17 protein-coding genes are annotated in these 15,803 nt (G+C 70.3%); 4 read left to right on the top strand and 13 right to left on the bottom strand.

The genetic code is table 11. The annotated features are described in order from the left end of the window. Positions 1-92: 92 nt before the first annotated feature. The 6 genes from AB0G10_RS41575 to AB0G10_RS41550 form a co-directional block, all read right to left on the bottom strand. A complete protein-coding gene (locus tag AB0G10_RS41575; RefSeq protein WP_360935524.1) occupies positions 93-1,136 on the bottom strand; it encodes an LCP family protein in 1,044 nt (347 codons plus the stop codon). A 71-nt stretch (positions 1,137-1,207) separates the two neighbouring features. Further along, entirely contained in the window at positions 1,208-1,816 is a 609-nt protein-coding gene (locus AB0G10_RS41570; RefSeq protein ID WP_360935521.1) for a TetR family transcriptional regulator, read from the bottom strand. A gap of 12 nt (positions 1,817-1,828) precedes the next feature. Next, entirely contained in the window at positions 1,829-2,557 is a 729-nt protein-coding gene (locus tag AB0G10_RS41565; protein ID WP_360935518.1) for an ABC transporter permease, read from the bottom strand. Between the two features lie 58 nt (positions 2,558-2,615). After that, on the bottom strand, positions 2,616-3,326 hold the full coding sequence (locus AB0G10_RS41560) for an ABC transporter ATP-binding protein (RefSeq protein ID WP_360935515.1): 711 nt from the start codon (positions 3,324-3,326) through the stop codon (positions 2,616-2,618). 51 nt (positions 3,327-3,377) lie between these two features. Further along, positions 3,378-4,016, bottom strand: coding sequence for a phosphoribosyltransferase family protein (locus tag AB0G10_RS41555; protein WP_360935512.1), 639 nt, complete (start codon positions 4,014-4,016; stop codon positions 3,378-3,380). A gap of 29 nt (positions 4,017-4,045) precedes the next feature. Then, positions 4,046-4,711 (bottom strand): alpha/beta family hydrolase, encoded by a 666-nt coding sequence (locus tag AB0G10_RS41550; RefSeq protein ID WP_360935509.1) that lies wholly within the window; start codon positions 4,709-4,711, stop codon positions 4,046-4,048. A 103-nt stretch (positions 4,712-4,814) separates the two neighbouring features. Here AB0G10_RS41550 and AB0G10_RS41545 point away from each other — a divergent pair, with 103 nt between their 5' ends. Next, entirely contained in the window at positions 4,815-5,174 is a 360-nt protein-coding gene (locus tag AB0G10_RS41545; RefSeq protein WP_360935506.1) for a hypothetical protein, read from the top strand. Here the strand turns inward: AB0G10_RS41545 and AB0G10_RS41540 are convergent. Further along, entirely contained in the window at positions 5,171-5,827 is a 657-nt protein-coding gene (locus AB0G10_RS41540; protein WP_360935543.1) for a GAF and ANTAR domain-containing protein, read from the bottom strand. The genes AB0G10_RS41545 and AB0G10_RS41540 overlap by 4 nt on opposite strands. A gap of 322 nt (positions 5,828-6,149) precedes the next feature. Between AB0G10_RS41540 and AB0G10_RS41535 the strand changes: the two genes are divergently transcribed. Beyond that, positions 6,150-6,866 carry a GAF and ANTAR domain-containing protein gene (locus AB0G10_RS41535; RefSeq protein WP_360935503.1) on the top strand — a complete coding sequence of 239 codons (717 nt, stop codon included), beginning with the start codon at positions 6,150-6,152 and terminating at the stop codon, positions 6,864-6,866. On the opposite strand, the gene AB0G10_RS41530 is transcribed toward AB0G10_RS41535, so the two are convergent. The 3 genes from AB0G10_RS41530 to AB0G10_RS41520 all read right to left on the bottom strand — a co-directional run bounded on the left by AB0G10_RS41530 (position 6,863) and on the right by AB0G10_RS41520 (position 10,563). Then, positions 6,863-8,230: a pyridoxal-dependent decarboxylase gene (locus AB0G10_RS41530; RefSeq protein WP_360935500.1), complete on the bottom strand. Its 1,368-nt coding sequence runs from the start codon at positions 8,228-8,230 to the stop codon at positions 6,863-6,865. The genes AB0G10_RS41535 and AB0G10_RS41530 overlap by 4 nt on opposite strands. A gap of 68 nt (positions 8,231-8,298) precedes the next feature. Next, on the bottom strand, positions 8,299-9,162 hold the full coding sequence (locus AB0G10_RS41525; RefSeq protein ID WP_360935497.1) for a PrsW family glutamic-type intramembrane protease: 864 nt from the start codon (positions 9,160-9,162) through the stop codon (positions 8,299-8,301). Positions 9,163-9,255: 93 nt separating this feature from the next. Beyond that, positions 9,256-10,563: a jacalin-like lectin gene (locus AB0G10_RS41520; RefSeq protein ID WP_360935494.1), complete on the bottom strand. Its 1,308-nt coding sequence runs from the start codon at positions 10,561-10,563 to the stop codon at positions 9,256-9,258. A 153-nt stretch (positions 10,564-10,716) separates the two neighbouring features. Between AB0G10_RS41520 and AB0G10_RS41515 the strand changes: the two genes are divergently transcribed. Further along, positions 10,717-12,582 carry a phosphatase PAP2 family protein gene (locus AB0G10_RS41515; RefSeq protein ID WP_360935491.1) on the top strand — a complete coding sequence of 622 codons (1,866 nt, stop codon included), beginning with the start codon at positions 10,717-10,719 and terminating at the stop codon, positions 12,580-12,582. A gap of 260 nt (positions 12,583-12,842) precedes the next feature. Here the strand turns inward: AB0G10_RS41515 and AB0G10_RS41510 are convergent, their stop codons facing one another. The 3 genes from AB0G10_RS41510 to AB0G10_RS41500 form a co-directional block, all read right to left on the bottom strand. Next, positions 12,843-13,061 (bottom strand): hypothetical protein, encoded by a 219-nt coding sequence (locus AB0G10_RS41510; RefSeq protein WP_360935488.1) that lies wholly within the window; start codon positions 13,059-13,061, stop codon positions 12,843-12,845. A 324-nt stretch (positions 13,062-13,385) separates the two neighbouring features. Then, on the bottom strand, positions 13,386-14,042 hold the full coding sequence (locus AB0G10_RS41505; RefSeq protein WP_360935485.1) for an NUDIX domain-containing protein: 657 nt from the start codon (positions 14,040-14,042) through the stop codon (positions 13,386-13,388). Next, positions 14,039-14,377 carry a DUF4406 domain-containing protein gene (locus tag AB0G10_RS41500; RefSeq protein WP_360935482.1) on the bottom strand — a complete coding sequence of 113 codons (339 nt, stop codon included), beginning with the start codon at positions 14,375-14,377 and terminating at the stop codon, positions 14,039-14,041. The genes AB0G10_RS41505 and AB0G10_RS41500 overlap by 4 nt, the downstream gene beginning before the upstream one ends. Positions 14,378-14,435: 58 nt before the next feature. On the opposite strand from AB0G10_RS41500, the gene AB0G10_RS41495 reads away from it, so the two are divergent. Next, complete coding sequence (locus tag AB0G10_RS41495) at positions 14,436-15,191, top strand: DeoR/GlpR family DNA-binding transcription regulator (RefSeq protein WP_360935479.1); 756 nt, start codon at positions 14,436-14,438, stop codon at positions 15,189-15,191. Positions 15,192-15,803: the final 612 nt, after the last annotated feature.

Raw genomic sequence — 15,803 nt, 5'->3', positions numbered from 1 at the left:
TCCAGCCGCTCCCAGTCCTGATCAGTCAGATCACCAGCCACAACACGCCAACGATCGACCACAGTCATCCGTGATGATCCGTCAGATGCGCTCTAGGCTCCCGTCGTACCCGAGAAGCTTGGTTTTGTCGTGAAATAGTCGTCCATCGTGTCGGTGAGCAGCGCAGCGAACAGCTCGCCGCACTCCTCCGGCGCGAGCTTGTTGGCGGTGCCGGCGGCGCTGCGCACGAAGCCGCGCGAGGGCAGCGTCGTGAAGCGCAGATCGGCCGGGCGCAGGCCGGAGAAGTCGCGGATCATGCCGGCCAGGTTCATCCCGGAGTCGAGGACGAGCGAGCCGGCGATGGCCGAGACGAACGCGTCCAGCTTGATCGGGTTGGTGACGATGCCGAGCGAGGTGACCTTCGAGGCGAGCGCGTGCAGGTACTGCTGCTGACGCTTGACCCGGTCGAAGTCGCCGTTCGGCAGGCCGTAGCGCTGACGGACGTAGACCTCGGCCATCTTCCCGTCGAGGTGGTGCCGGCCCGCCGTGAAGGTGACGCCGGTCCGCTTGTCGCGGACCGTCTTCGCGACGGTCACGTCGACGCCGCCCACCACGTCGGTGATGGTCCGCACCCCGGCGAAGTCGACCCGGACGACGTGGTCGATGGTGAGGCCGGTGAGGTGGCTGATCACCTGTACGACCAGCGGCGCGCCACCCCAGGCGTAGGCCGCGTTGACCTTGGTCTTGCCGCCGGCCCACCTACCGGCGACCGGAGGGATGTAGACGTAGGAGTCGCGCGGGATGGAGACGACCGAGGCGTTCGAGCCGTCGCCGTCCACGTGGACCAGCATGATCGTGTCGCTGCGGGACTGGTCCTGGGACCAGCCCTTGCGGGTGTCGACGCCGAGGACGAGGAAATTCCGGGCATTTCCCGAAATGAAGCGGGATTTCCGTATCCACGACTCGTACTCCGGCTTCGCCGTGATCGCGGGCAACGCCGCCGCCTCGGCCAGCACGTCATCCCGCCCCACCAGGTCGTTGAACCGGTAGGCGAGCACCCCCGAAGTGATCGCGATCGGCCCGGCGACGAGGGCGGCCAGGACGAGAAGCGAGGTCAGGACCTTCCCCCAGCGGGGCATGCGCTTCCAACGCGACAAGGAGCACCCTCTCCGACGACGGACGATGACGACGACGCCCGGAAGATCGGCAGAACGGCCGGACCACTGAGTCAGGCAGCCGGGAACACTCCGGGCATCTCGCCGAAAAGGTAGCGCTGCACGGCCGGCCCGATCGCCGCCACCACGACCTCGGGCGGCGCCGAGGCGAGCGGCTCGACCTTGATCACATAGCGGGCCATCGCCATCCCGACCATCTGGCTGGCCGCGAAGGTCACCCGCAGCCGGCCCTCGTCCCCGTCGAGGCCGAGCTTCGGCACCGCCCGCCGCAGGATCTGGGTGAGGATGAACTCGCGGAACAGCCGGGTGGTCCACTCGTTGCCGACGGTCGAGCGGAGCAGCGCGACGCCGGCGCTGCCCGCCGGTCCGTCCCAGATCTCCAGGAAGATCCGTACGAAGCGTTCACCGGTCTGCTCGACCGGACCCTCGGCCGCCGACGCGATCACCTCGAGCGGATCCATCGGCGCGTTCATGGTGGCCAGGAACAGCTTGTCCTTCGTGCCGAAGTAGTGGTGCACCAGCGCCGGATCGACTCCGGCGCCGGTCGCGATGCCTCGGATCGAGGCGCCGTCGTAACCCTTCTCGGCGAACGCGTCGCGCGCCGCCGCGAGAATGGCCTCCCGGGTGTCCGGGTTTCCGGGACGGCGTCCGGTCCGTCGCAATGCGTGCTCCTTCTATCCGGTACGTCGTCGCAGCGTCGCCGCCCCCAGGATGAGCGAGACCACGATCGCCCCCAGCACGACCACCAGGTCCCGCCACATGGTCGCGGTCGGTGACGCGTTCGTGCCCACCTCGGTCAGCGCCTCCACCGAGTAGGACATCGGCAGCACGTTGCTGATCGCCTGCAGCCACCCGGCCATCTCATCACGCGCCACGAAGAGCCCGCACAGCAGCAGTTGCGGCGCCACGACGAGCGGCATGAACTGCACGGCCTGGAACTCGGTCCGCGCGAACGCGCTCGCCAGCAGGCCGAGCGCGACACCAAGCACGGCGTTCGCCACGGCGATGAGGATGACCAGGCCGACACCGCCGGCGGTCGCCATCCCGAGCACCCAGTAGGCGAACCCGCCGGCGACCGCCGCCTGCGCCGCCGCCGCGAGACCGAACGCCACCCCGTACCCGAAAAGGAGGTCCAATTTGCCGACCGGGGTGGTGAAGAGCCGCTCCAGGGTGCCGTTCGTGCGTTCGCGCAGCATCGCGATGCTGGTGATCAGGAACATCACGATGAACGGGAAGACGCCGAGCATGATCAGGGCGATCCGGTCGAACGCGCCGGGCCGGCCCTCGTACATGAAGTAGATCAGCGTGATGAGCAGCGTCGGCACCACGATGATCATCGCGATGGTGCGCGGATCGTGCCGCAGCTGAGTGAGAATCCGCCGGATCGTGCTGGCGAGGATCACGCTGAATCACCTTCAGACCCGGGCAGGAAAACCGCGTTCATGAGCTCCCTTCGGTCGCTCATGCCGCCACCTCCTGACTGCGGATGAGACGGAGGAAGGCCTGGTCGAGGTCGTCGGTGCCGGCCGACCGCTTCACGGCGGCCGGGGTGTCGTCGGCGATCAGCACGCCCTCGCGGATGAGCAGCAGCCGGTCGCAGCGGTTCGCCTCGTCCATGACGTGGCTGGAGACGAGCACTGTCGCGCCGTCGTCGGCGAGCCGGCGGAAGTGGCTCCACAGCTCGTCGCGCAGCACCGGGTCCTGCCCCACTGTCGGCTCGTCGAGCACGAGCACCTCGGGCCGGCTCACGATGGCGCAGGCCAGCGACGCCCGGCTGCGCTGCCCGCCGGACAGGTCGGCGACCAGCTGGCCGGCGTGGCCGGTCAGGCCGACCGCCTCGATGGCGTCGCTCGCGGCCTGCGCCTTCAGCCGGTAGAGACTCGCGAAGTAGCGGACGTTCTCGCTCACCGTCAGGTCGGCGTAGACGCTGGGCGCCTGCGTCACGTACCCGATCTTCCGACGGAGTGGCGGCGAGCCGGCCGGGTGGCCGAGGACGGTCACCGTGCCCTTCTCCACGACCTGCACCCCGACGATGGCGCGCATCAGGGTGGTCTTGCCGCTGCCGCTCGGGCCGAGCAGCCCGGTGACGCTGCCTTGCGGTATCTCACAGTCGAAGCCGTCCAGAACGACTCGTCTGCCTCGTCTCACCACGAGGCCACTGACTTTGATCATGCGTGCCTCCCCTGGAAGTCGACTCCAAGGTAGGCGCATCGGCGGCGTAATTCAACAGGTGATGAATTCTGACAGCACGCCCTTCACGTCGTCGTCGGTGAGCTGGGCGAAGTCGTCGTACCACTGGCCCACCGCGGCGAACCGGTCCGGCGCGTGCAGGCAGATCACCTCGGCGTCGGCGCCGAGCAGGTCCCGGGCCGCCGGCGCGCAGACCGGCACCGCCAGCAGCACCCGGCCCACGCCGTGCCCGCGCAGCCAGGAGATCGCCGCCCGGGCCGTCACCCCGGTGGCCAGGCCGTCGTCGACGAGGACGACCGCGCGGTCGCGGACCGGTGGGGCCGGGCGGCCGCCGCGGTAGTCGGCGATCCGCCGCCGCAGTTCCTCCCGCTCCTCGATCACGATCTGCTCGACGTCGGCCTCGGTGACTCCGGCGTACCGAAGATTGCGCTCGTCGAAAACGGGCGGTCCGTCCTCGGCGATCGCCCCGACCCCGAACTCCGGACGGCCGGGCGCCCCGATCTTGCGGGCCACCACGATGTCGAGGTCCGCGCCGAGCCGGCGGGCGACCGGCTCGGCGACCGGCAGACCGCCGCGTGGCATGCCCAGCACGAGCGGCTTACCCGGCAGCGGGACGGCCGCGATGCGCTCGGCGAGCGCCTCACCCGCCTGCCGCCGATCGGAGAAAATCATCGCTGCTCCCCCTTTATCCGGATATTTCGTTATCTGGCTACTGCGGGCGTCACGTGCATCTGGAAGAAGCCGGCGGCCTCCTCGGCGACCTGGTCCAGCGCGCCCGGCTCGGAGAACAGGTGCGTCGCGCCGGCGATCACCCGCAGCTCCGCGCTGATCCGCATGGTGTTGCGGGCCTGCTCGTTGAGGTCGAGCACCTCGGCGTCCTTCTCCCCCACCAGGAACATCGTCGGCGACCGCACCTCCAGCAGCGCCGGTCCGGCCAGATCGGGACGGCCACCGCGAGAAACGACCGCCCGGACCGCCTCCGGCCGGGCCGCCGCGGCGACCAGCGCCGCTCCCCCGCCGGTGCTCGCGCCGAACAGGCCGATCGGCAGCGCCGCGGTCGGCGGATGGTTGCGCGCCCAGTCGACGACCGCGATCACCCGGTCGGCGAGCAGGCCGATGTCGAAGCGCAGATGGCCGGTACGGGCGTCGGCCACCTCCTCCTCGGTGGTGAGCAGATCGGTCAGGAGGGTGGCGAGCCCGTACTCGTGCAGTTCGGTCGCCACGATCTGGTTGCGCGGGCTGTGCCGCGAGCTGCCGCTGCCGTGGGCGAAGATGATCAATCCGGACGGGTGCTCCGGGAGGGCCAGATCGCCGTCCAGCAGGACCCCGCCGGCATCGATCCGTTCCTGCGTCTTCCAACTGGTCATGGCCCTCAAGTACCCGCCTGAACTGCGGATACGCTTCTACTAAGCCGCAACCGTGCCGCACCGAAGAGAGGGACGTACAGTGCCCACGGGAGTCGGAGCCGCCATGTCCATTTCCCGGTTGACCCGCAGCCAGACCATGCTGCCGGCACGGCCGGTGCGGGAACGCAACCAGCACGCTCGCGAGGACGCCGCCTCGCTGACCGACCGGGACCGGGAGCTGATCCTCCAGGCCACCGGGCAGAGCATCAAGTCCGGCGAGGTCAACGCCGGATGGATCAACTCGCTGGCCGCCGCGATCGCCGCGGACCGGGCCACCGGCCGGCTCGCGCCCGGCCAGGAGGTGACCGCCGTCTACCTCAAGGATCTGTCCCGCCGCTACGACTCGACGGGTGGCCGCAACCCCGTGGCCGGATATCTCGAACCGGCGCTGCGGCACCTCGAGCAGCGGCTCTTCGCGTCCTAGGGGGCCCGCTGGGTTCTCTCCACCAGGGCGGCGGCCACGTCGCGCAGCTTGCGGTTGCTGTCCTGGGAGACCTTCGTGAGCATCGCGAACGCCTCGTCCGCGCTGCACCGCCGCTCGCCCATGATGATGCCCTTGGCCTGCTCGATCACGGCCCGGCTCTCCATCGCCGCCTGCAGGTGCTGGGCGAGGCTGGCCGTGCTGTCGTAGAGGTGGGCGTTCGCCAGGGCGACCCCGGCGTACCGGACGAAGGTCTGCGCCAGCGTGACGCCGTCGTCGTCGAAGCCGCGCGGCCGTTCGCCGTAGAGGTTCAGCGCCCCGGCCATGGCCTCGCCGACCGGCAGGCCGATCGAGAGCATGCTCCGGAAGCCGGCCTCGGCGGCGAGCCGCGGCCAGCCGTCCCAGCGGTCGTCGCCCGCGGTGTCCGGCACCACGACCGTCGCCTTGCCGTGCGCGGCCTCCAGCGAGGGCCCGCCGGACCGGGCGTACTGGTGCTCGTCGAGCAGCAGCGCGGTCTCACTCGTGTGCGCCGCGGTGGAGGCCGCGCCGCCCCTGATCATCGTGATGGACACCTGGCCGGCGCCGGGCAGCGTCCGCCGGGCGAGGTCGGCGACCTGGTGCAGGACACCATCGAGGTCGGTCTCGCCCAGCTTGATCCGCCCGAGCTCGGCGAAGGCGAAGGCGGTAGCGGTAGCGGTAGCGGTAGCGGTGGTGGAGTGGGTCGGGTCGTGCGCCTTCAACGTCAGAGGATTCCCCGCAGCGGTGTTCGTCGGTGTGCCCGGAGGACCGGAAATGATCCTCGGACCCCGCGCCGCTGCTTGACGCCGGAAGGCCTTCGTCGATGGACGACTCCGGCCGCAGAGCCAGATAGTACACCGGGCTTACTGGATTCATTCCAGAGACCGGCCGCGACGTTATCCGGTGGGATTACCGGGAACGCGGCGCCACAGGAACATCCTCTGACCGAGACTCGAGACCATGCAGCCCGAGCACGCCGATCCCACCGCTGCCCTGCATGAGCTGGGCCGGATCGCCCTGGGCGACACCGATCTCGAGGGCGTCCTCGAACAGGTGGCGGCGCTGGCGAAACGGGCCGTGCCGGGCGCCTTCGAGGTCTCGGTGACCCTGATCCGCGCCGACGGTGGCCCGCGCACGGTCGCCTGCACCGGGGACGCCGCACTCTGGATCGACAAGTGGCAGTACGACAACCGGACCGGCCCCTGCCTCGCGGCCGCCGAGGAGCGCACCACCCTCGTGGTCGGCGACATCCCCGCCGAGCGCCGCTGGCCGGGCTGGCAGCAGCACGCCGGCTCGGTCGGCGTGCACAGCGCTCTGTCGGTGGGCCTGCCCATCGGCGAGTCGGTGACCGGCGCCCTCAACGTCTACGCGACGGCACCCCGGGCCTTCGACGCCGGCTCGGTCGCCCTGGCCGAGACCTTCGCCGACTACGCCGCCGTCTGCCTCGCCAACGCCCACCTCTACGACACGACGGCCGCCCTGGCCCGCCAGATGCAGGTGGCGATGGAGAGCCGGGCCGTCATCGAGCAGGCCAAGGGCATCATCATGTCGCAGCGCCACTGCACGGCGGACGAGGCGTTCGCCATCCTCTCCAAGGCCTCCCAGTCGGCGAACCGGAAGTTGCGGGAGGTGGCCGTCACGCTGGTGGAGCGAGCATCCCGGCCCTCGGGAAGCTAGGTCAGGTGCCGGCGCAGGGTCTCCACCACGCGATCCACGTCGTCGTCGGTGGTGCGCCAGTTGCTGAACGCGGCTCGCAACGCCGGCACCCCTCGATAGACCGTGGGCGTCAGGAACGCCTCCCCGGAGTCCGCGATCGCCCGCACGGCGGCCGCCACGTCGCCCGGGAAGGTGAAGCACACGACGTTCAGTCGTACCGGGGACAGAAGCCTGACCCCCGGCAGAGCCGGCAGCCGCTCGCCGAGCCTGCGTGCCGCCCGGATGTCGCGTTCCACGATCTCGCGGTGACCGGCGGCGCCGTAGGCGGCGAGCGTGAACCACGCGGCCAGGGCACGGAGGCGGCGGGAGTTCTCCGGGGTGAGATGCACGTGGTCCGGATCGTCGCCCGGGTCGCCGAGGTAGGCGGCGGTGTTCTGGAAGACGCGGACCTGCAGGTCGCGGCGGCGGGTGAACTGCACCGCCGAGTCGTAGGGCACGTTGAGCCACTTGTGCAGGTCGACGCAGACCGAATCGGATTCGTCGAGGCCGTCGACGAGGTGCGCGTGCTCGGGTGAGAGGGCCGCGAAGGCGCCGAAGGCCGCGTCGGTGTGCAGCCAGAACGAATGGCGGGAGCGCAGGGCGGCGATCGCGCGGACATCGTCGAAGTCGACGGTGTTGACGGTTCCGGCGTTGGCGACGACGATCACCGGCCCGTCGATTTCGTCCAGCATTCCCGACAAATCGGATATGTCGACTGCTTCCCGCCCGGGCAGGGTCGGCACGAGCCGGAGCGCATCGCGACCGATTCCGAGCATGGACAGCGCCTTCCCGACGCTGGAGTGCGGCGTCCCGGAGAGCACCGTCACCGGCCCGAGCGCCGCCACCCCTTCCCGCGCGACGTCCACCCCCCGCTGCTCCCCCAGCCATTCCCGGGCGATCGCCAGCCCGACCATGTTCGACATGGTGGCGCCGGAGACGAAGGCGCCCGTGAAGGAGGGTCCGAGATGGAACATGCTGGCGAGCCACCCGACCGTCTCGTCCTCCAGGGAGGCGGCCGACGATCCGGACCGGTTCGAGCCGTTCTGGTCGAGCGTCGCGGTGATCCAGTCGCCGGCGAGGGCGGCCGGCGTGGCGCCGCCGGTCACGAAGCCGAGATAGCGGGGGCCCGCGCTCGCCGAGAAGCCGGGCGCCCATCGCCTGCCGAACAATTCCAGGGCGCCGGCAGCGCCGATTCCTTGCGCCGGGAGGGTGGCCGGGGCCGGAGCCTCATGGGTACGGGCGACCGGCCGCTCGCCGAGCTCCGCCAGGAAGCGGGTCGCGTAGTCACGCGTGGCCTGGAGCAGCCCCGGGAGATCGGCGAGGTCGCCGGCGAGTAGTGGATCCACGTCCTCGAACGTAGAGCCGTCGCCGGCGGCCTGTCGCGGTCCACTTCCCGGGCGATGGCCCCTGGATCTCAGGCCGCCAGCCGCCACTGGAAGCCGAGGCTCTCCCGGTCGGCGCGGCGGCGGACCCGGATCAGCCACGCCACCCCGACCAGCGAGACCAGGATGAGCCCGCCCCAGGAGAGCAGCGTGAACAGGTGCGCCTGCGAGGCGGTGAGCGTCGACGAGTACGCCGAGTCGGTCAGCAGGAACGTCATGATCAGCGCGATGCTGTGCATGCTGTCCCAGAGGGCGTGCAGAAGAGCCACCCCGAGGTACGTGACCAGCAGCCGCCGGGTGAACGCGTAGTGCCGCCGGCCGCTCGCCGAGAACAGCACGCCACCGAGGATCGCGGTCCACAGGCCGTGGCCGACCGGGGCGAGGACGCCGCGCAGCAGCTCGGTCTGCACGAGCGTCATGAGCGACAGGCCGTTCTCGGTGAACAGGGCGGTGAACGCGTACCCGGCCGACTCGAACGCGGCGAAGCCGAAGCCGACCGAGGCGCCGAGGATCACGCCGTCGACGGCGTACTTGTGCTGGAGCCGGCGGCACAGGAAGGCGAGCGCGGCGAGCTTCGCGGCCTCCTCGATCAGGCCGACGCCGGCGAACAGGAACGGCGACGGGTGCAGCAGGTACGTCTCCAGCAGCGAGGCGGACAGCACGCCGAGCACGCCACCGGTCACGAACGTGCTGAACAGCAGCTCCGCGGTGACCTCGCCACTGTGCCGGCGGCCGTACGCCCAGAGCACGAACGTGACCGGGACGAGGAAGCTGCCGAGCAGCACCAGGGTGGGCACGAGGTTGGGGTTGCCGGTCGCGAACGTGACCACGACGGTCAGCAGCCACAGGCCGAGCCCGGTCAGGAAGACCCTCAGCCAGGTCCGTTTCGGTTTCACCGCTGTCTCGTACATCTGCGCCTCCCGCTCTGTCGCCGTCGGCGCCCGGTTACCCGGACCGGGCGCCGTCCCACGCGGAAAGTGACGTACGAGTCAGCGAAGGGTGTAGATGACTCCGAGCTTGTCGACTTCGGAGCCGGCCCGTCCGTGGAATCCGGAAATATAGGTATCTTGTGGGGCGGTGAAGGTCGCGCAGTCCGCCGTCGTCGTCCCGCCGGCGATGCTGTTGCCGAGATTGGTCGTGAAGCGCGCCGAGAAGATGCGGGTCTGCGAGTTGTGCTTCCCCCGGCACAGATGCGCAGACGTCACATATTCCCCGCTGCCGAGGGTCAGCGTCTTCGCGGTGCCACCGGTCCCGCCGTGCCTGAGCGCGCCGATCGACACCTGATCGACCCGGGAGCCCGTCCGCAAGCCGATCTGGATGACGGCGCCGACCTGGTCGATGTCGTTGAAGTACGACCCGTGCGGCCCACCGAATTGCTCACTGAACCGATATTTCGGATTCGTCGCCCAGCGGAAGGACGCACTGATCGGGAAGTGGTCCGAGAGCATCTTCCCGTCGCTCGTCACGAACGAGGCGTGCTCGTTGTGGTACCCGGTGGCGTCCAGGGTGACGAACCGGCTGCCCCGATACAGGATCTTGTCGACCACCTCGCAGGTGTCGGTGATCGCCGCCGCGTCGCAGAGCAGCGCCTGGTCGTTCGCCGGCGGGACCACCCCGCCGCGCTCCAGCTTCACCCAGGCGTCGGTGAGCCCGTTCGCCGCGACGAAGTCCCGGATCGTGTCGGCGGCCCGGGTGTACCGGGTGTTCGTGTCGCCCATGACGATCACCGCGTTGCCGGCCGAGTGCGACCCGATGAACGCGGTGAGCTGCCTCAGGTTGTCGGCGCGGGACTGCTGGTCACCGGCGCTGGTGCCGGCGTTCGTGTGCAGGTTGTAGAAGTCGACGTAGACGCCCTCGGCCAGCCGGTGCCGGGCGAACGTGAACCCCTTCGGCGTGAGGCAGTCGCCCGAGTCGAACTGGCACGAGTCCCAGTCGCCGCGCTCGAAGTCGCCGGTGTCGTAGGCGACGGCCGACAGGCTGTTCAGCCCCGACCCGATGCCCGCTCCCCCGCTCGTGGGCGTCCGGTACGCGTGCGTGGTGTCGGCGGCGTAGAGGTAGGCGTGGTAGTTGAAGTCCTCCTGGACGTGGACGACCTCGTAGGGGCCGAGGCGCCGGCCGATCTCGGTGTGCGCGGTCTTCCGGTCGACCTCGGCGCTGGAGAGCAGTTCCGGCAGGCCGGCGACGTTGTAGGTGAGGACGTCGAAGGTGCCCTGGTCGGCGGCGGCGTACGCGGGGGCGGGGACGGCGAGCAGGCCGGCGACGAGGGCGCCGGTCGCGAGGAATCCTCTGCGGATCATGTCCGGAACATATCGGCAGTCATCGAGTTACGGAACCGGGCTGATCTGCCGTTTCGGGGTTTGTTCACGTTCACAACACGGAGAGTTGGGATGATCTTCGCCGGGCCCCCGAAAGCTGAGCGGCGTTCTCGCCCCCTGCTTGGAGCTCCCCACATGAACCTCAGCCGCCGTACGCTGCTGCGCGCCTCCGCCGCCGGACTCGCCGGCCCTCTCCTCGTGGCCGACAGAGCCTTCGCGGGCGTCCCCACCGCCACCGCCGCGCCGGCTTTCGTGGACAGCTACCGGACGAACATCACGGCGAACCTGACCGCCGAGACCAACGCCGCGGTCCGCATCCTCACCGGCATGCGGCAGGTCTGGTCGACCGGCACGGCCTGGAACACCGGCACCGTCCTCGACGAGGCGTTCCTGCGCGCGAACGTCCGGTACTGCGTGAAGACCACCCGCAACCGCACCGACGCCGAGGCCGCCCGCGCGTTCATCGTGGACCGCCAGCACCAGAGCTACTCGGTGATCGCCGGCCTGGGCCCGCTCGCCGACGTCTACAAGGCCGGCGCGCTCGCCGTCACCGGCATCACCTCGGCCCCGGCCGGGACGCCGGCCACCACGATCAGCGACGCGATCCCGGCGGGCGCCCCGGCCGGCTCGGCCCTCGGCGCCGGCTCCCCGGCCTCCGCGCTCGGCACTGTCGTCACGCTGGTGAACACGCTGCGCGGCAGCTACTCCTCCGGCAACCCGGCGAAGTTCGCATACCAGTACCCGCGGCCGTGGCGGATGAACGCCGACAGTTCAGTGGTGGACACCGGTGCCGTGGACGCGCTCGGCTACCCGGTCTACGACGCGGACACCGTCGTCGTCCCGGCCCTGCTCCGGCAGCGCAGCACCAATCCGGCCGAGGACGGCGGTTACGTCAGCGGTCACACCAACGCGCTCTACCTCGCCTCGATCGCGCTGGCCTACGCCGTGCCGGAGCGCTTCCAGGAGATGATCACCGCGGCGTACGACCTGGCCGAGACCCGGATCGTCGCGGGCATGCACTCCCCGGTCGACGTGATCGGCGGCCGCATCCTCGGCACCGCGCTCGCGGCTGCCATCCTCGGTGACCCGGCCAACGCCGCCCTGAAGTCCTCGGCCCGGGCGGAGGCGCTCGCCTACTTCCAGGCCCGGGTGGGTGGAGATGTGTTTGCCTTCGCCCACTCTTCGTTCCAGGGCGATGCGTACGGGGACCGGGCCCGCAACGCCGCGATCGTCGAACCCAAGCAGACGTACGGGCTTCCGCGCACCCGCAACCGCGCCCCGTTCACCGTCCCGAAGGGCGCCGAGGTCCTGCTGGAGACCCGGTTCCCGTACCTCGACGCCGCCCAGCGCCGCGAGGTCCTCCGTACCACCGGCCTGGCAGCCGGCAACCCGCTGCTGGACGGCGGCGAACAGTGGGGCCGCCTCGACCTCTTCACCGCGGCCGACGGCTACGCCACCTTCGACGCCACCGTGGCGGTCACCCTCGACGCGGCGGCCGGCGGTTTCGAGGCGGCCGACACCTGGCGCAACGACATCGAGGGCCGCGGCGGCCTGATCAAGCTGGGCACGGGTTCCCTCACCCTCACCGGCGACAACGAGTACAAGGGCGGCACCACGGTCGCCCGGGGCACCCTCGTGGCCGCCGCCAAGAACGCCCTCGGCGACGGCGACGTCACGGTGACCGGCGGCAGGCTGGCTCTCGGCGCCGAGAAGGTCCACATCGGCGGCGCCCTCCGCCTCAGCGCCGGCACCCTCGCCGCGACGGTCCGCCCGCACGGCGCCGCCCCGCTCACCATCCACGAGGACGCCACGATCGGCGCCGCGGCCGTCCTCGAGATCGCCGTGGCCGACAGGAAGTTCGACAGGGACAAGGCCATCCCGGTCCTCAAGGCCCGCAGACTCCGCGGCCGGTTCGCCAAGGTGGTCGTCACCACCCCCGGCTACCGGGCCACCCTGATCCACCAGAACGACACCGTCGCCGTACGCCTCCACAAGGCCTGACCCGATATCCCGGCTGCAGCGTATTGCTCAACCCGGTCACACCGGCAGCACGCTGCAGCCACCACCCCGCGCCACCTCACATACGATGCCGATCGTGACGCTGTCCGCCGCCCTGACCGAGTGGGCGGACGGGGACGGGGCGTAGTATGAGCTCGGCCGGTCACTGGGCGGGCGTGCTCGAGCGCAGAGAAGAGCCGGACGAACAGTTCCGCCGGCGCGCCGCCGACCAGAGCTGAGACCGACTGACGTGCGGGCATGATTTAGCGGTGCGCTTTGGGACGGTGACCGAATCCGATCGTCAGGGCGGCAGTCACCGCGGTGATGCCGAGAGCGATGGCGCCGGCGGCCGGTGACACCGTGGCGACGAGGAGGATCGCCGAGGTGATGCCGATGACGAGAACGCCGCCGAGGAGTGACCATTGACGGCGGGAGAGCTCGACCGCCCCACGACGGATCGCGAAGCGGGGTTTCTCGTCCACTCCGCCACGGTGGCACGGGCTCCGATCCCGGGCAACCGGCGACGCCCGAACAGCCCGCCGACCGCAGAGCAGCCGCCGACCCGCGACGAGACGACCGCATGCCGCCGAGCGAGCCAACCGAGCAGACCGCCACACCGCCGAGCGACCGGACCGGCCGCCACCCACACCGAGCCGCCGACGAAAACCGGCCGCCACACCGCCGAGCCGGCGGCATGCCGGCCGGAATGACCGGCGGCGCATGAGCTTTCGCCGTGGGACGGCCTCGCGCTGCAACCAGGCCGCCCGCCGCGAGTCCGGGCGCCTCCATCGAAAACTCGTACAAAATCAGCTTTTAAAAGGTCCTTGAAGCGCAGCCCACTGCAGCAGCATGATCGTCTTAGCATCGGCAATCTGACCGGTTTCGATCTGCTTGAGCGCGTCGTCGAACCCCACCTCCCACGCCTCGATGTCCTCGCCGTCATCGACAAGGCCACCGCCGGGCCCCCGCCGCGAGGACCCGTCATAGCGAGCGGCGAAACAATGGACACGCTCCGTCACCGAACCCGGGCTCATCCACACGGCGAACACCGGCTCGAGATCGCCCACCGTCACGCCGAGCTCCTCGCTCGCCTCGCGCCGGATCGCGGCGGCCGGATCGTCGCCGTCGAGGAGGCCCGCCGCGGTCTCGGCGAGCATGCCGTCGGGATGCCCGTTGACGTAGACCGGATACCGGAATTGCCTGGTCAGCAGCACGGTACGGCGATCGGGGTCATAGAGCAGCACGGTCGCGCCGTCGCCCCGGTCGTAGGTCTCCCGCTGCTCCCGGGTCCACGTCCCGTCCCGCCGGCGGTAGTCGTAGGTGGTCCGCCGCAGCACATGCCAGGCCGTCGCCAGTAACTCAACGTCACGAATGATCACGTCGGGATTGCCGGTGAGATCGCGCCCGACCCGGTCGAGGCCGGTGCGTCCGCGGGCGTCCGGGGTGTCGATTCCGGCCGTCATGCCGGGATCTCGGCGAGGTCGTAGTACACCGGAATTCCGCGTTCTTGCGCGATCTTCACGTCCTGGTCGGCGCCGGTGGACTCGCCGGGCAGGCGCAGTACCGCGTCGCAGTGCTGGAGGAGCCGGTGCGCGGTGTCGTAGAAGACGTCCTTGTCCAGCAGGTAGCGGAACACCGGCAGCGCCACCCACTCCCCGATCATCGGCACGTGACCGGCCTGGTAGATGGGGCCGGCAGCCTCCTCGAGCCGGGCCAGGTTGGCGGCCATCTTCGCGGGGTCGTCACCGGTGCCGGACCGGTACGGGCCGGCGATGAGAATGAGCATTGGCTTCTTCACGGCCCGAACCGTACACTCGAAACGCGCAACAGTCGACAACAATGAGGAGAAACACGTAATGCTTGCGGCGGAGCGACGCGACTACCTGCTGGCCCGGCTGCAGGCGGACGGCAAACTCGTGGCGAAGGACGTCGCGGCCGAACTGGGCATCGCCGAGGACAGCATCCGCCGCGACCTGCGCGAGATGGCGTCGGCGGGCCTGTGCCAGCGGGTCTACGGCGGGGCGCTGCCGGTCTCGCCCGCGGTGGCCGACTACGCGACCCGGACCACCGTCGCCCTCGACGGCAAGGAGCGGGTGGCCCGTGCCGCCGCGGCCCTGATCCGCCCCGGCATGACGGCCCTCCTCGACGGCGGCACCACGGCGCTGGCGGTCACCGCCGCCCTGCCCCGCGATCTCGAGGCCACGATCGTGACGCACAGCCCGACCGTCGCGGCCGCGCTCGTCGACCATCCGACCGTCGAGGTCTACATCCTGGGCGGCCGCCTCTTCAAGCACTCCGCCGTCACGTCCGGCGCCGCCGCGGCCGAGGCAGCCCGCCTGATCACCACCGACCTCTTCCTGCTGGGCGTCACCGGCGTGCACCACGAGGCGGGCCTCACCACCGGCGACGCCGACGAGGCGGCCATGAAGCGCACCCTGGCCTCCCGGGCCGCCGACGTCATCGTCCTGGCCAGCAGCGAGAAGATCGGCGCCGCTTCCCCCTTCGTCGTCCTCCCCGCAACCGACGTCACCGCCATCATCACCGACGCGCCGGCCGATCACCCGGTCCTGCGAGAGCTCCGCGCCGCCGGCACCGCTTTGATAGAGGCCTGAAAACCTTTTTTGTACGAGTTGTCGCATGAGTCCCCGGACTCGCGGCGGGCGGCCTGCCTGCAACGCCAGGCCGTCCCACGGCGCAAGCTCATGCGCCGCCGGTCATTCCAGCCGCCATGCCGCCGGCTCCCAGCCTGGCTCATCGCCTTTTCCATAAGCGCCGGATATGCGGATCATCCAGTCCGGCTCGAATGATTTCTGGAAATGAAATTCGGGCTGCCGGAATGGTGGGGGCGACGGTGGCGCGGACAATGGAGGCATGGGGCAGCCGGCATTGTTTCCCACGAGGCACTTGCGAAATCGGACGCTGCGTCACCATTATTCGCCGGAGGCCGACGCTTTCCGGCGCGAGCATCAACGACACCGTTCGTGGGGCTTGATCCAGCGCCACGCCCGGCGCCTCCGACAGTTGCACGAGGCAGAGGAGGAGTCACCCGGCCCTCGATCCGGCGGCAGCGCCCAGCGTCCGGCGATTCCGCCCGGCGCAGCGAGTCAGCGCGGCACGGCAGTTGAGCGCGGCACGGCAGGTGAGCGAGCCAGGGCAGGTGAACGCGGCACGGCAGGTGAGCGAGCCACGGCAGGTGAGCGAGCCACGGCAGGTGAGCGCGGTGC

It is taken from the genome of Actinoplanes sp. NPDC023714, from assembly GCF_040639855.1.
In the GTDB taxonomy this organism is placed as follows: Bacteria; Actinomycetota; Actinomycetes; order Mycobacteriales; family Micromonosporaceae; genus Actinoplanes.
The sequence above is the reverse complement of the archived record's forward strand: the minus strand, read 5'-3'. Positions and strand labels throughout refer to the sequence as shown.

What these genes read in the sequence shown, in the direction of transcription:
- AB0G10_RS41555 (WP_360935512.1), bottom strand. Translation starts at nt 4,016, where the DNA reads ATGATTTTCTCCGATCGGCGGCAGGCGGGTGAGGCGCTCGCCGAGCGC.
- AB0G10_RS41515 (WP_360935491.1), top strand. Translation starts at nt 10,717, where the DNA reads ATGAACCTCAGCCGCCGTACGCTGCTGCGCGCCTCCGCCGCCGGACTC.
- AB0G10_RS41520 (WP_360935494.1), bottom strand. Translation starts at nt 10,563, where the DNA reads ATGATCCGCAGAGGATTCCTCGCGACCGGCGCCCTCGTCGCCGGCCTG.
- AB0G10_RS41560 (WP_360935515.1), bottom strand. Translation starts at nt 3,326, where the DNA reads ATGATCAAAGTCAGTGGCCTCGTGGTGAGACGAGGCAGACGAGTCGTT.
- AB0G10_RS41495 (WP_360935479.1), top strand. Translation starts at nt 14,436, where the DNA reads ATGCTTGCGGCGGAGCGACGCGACTACCTGCTGGCCCGGCTGCAGGCG.
- AB0G10_RS41545 (WP_360935506.1), top strand. Translation starts at nt 4,815, where the DNA reads ATGTCCATTTCCCGGTTGACCCGCAGCCAGACCATGCTGCCGGCACGG.
- AB0G10_RS41550 (WP_360935509.1), bottom strand. Translation starts at nt 4,711, where the DNA reads ATGACCAGTTGGAAGACGCAGGAACGGATCGATGCCGGCGGGGTCCTG.
- AB0G10_RS41535 (WP_360935503.1), top strand. Translation starts at nt 6,150, where the DNA reads ATGCAGCCCGAGCACGCCGATCCCACCGCTGCCCTGCATGAGCTGGGC.
- AB0G10_RS41505 (WP_360935485.1), bottom strand. Translation starts at nt 14,042, where the DNA reads ATGACGGCCGGAATCGACACCCCGGACGCCCGCGGACGCACCGGCCTC.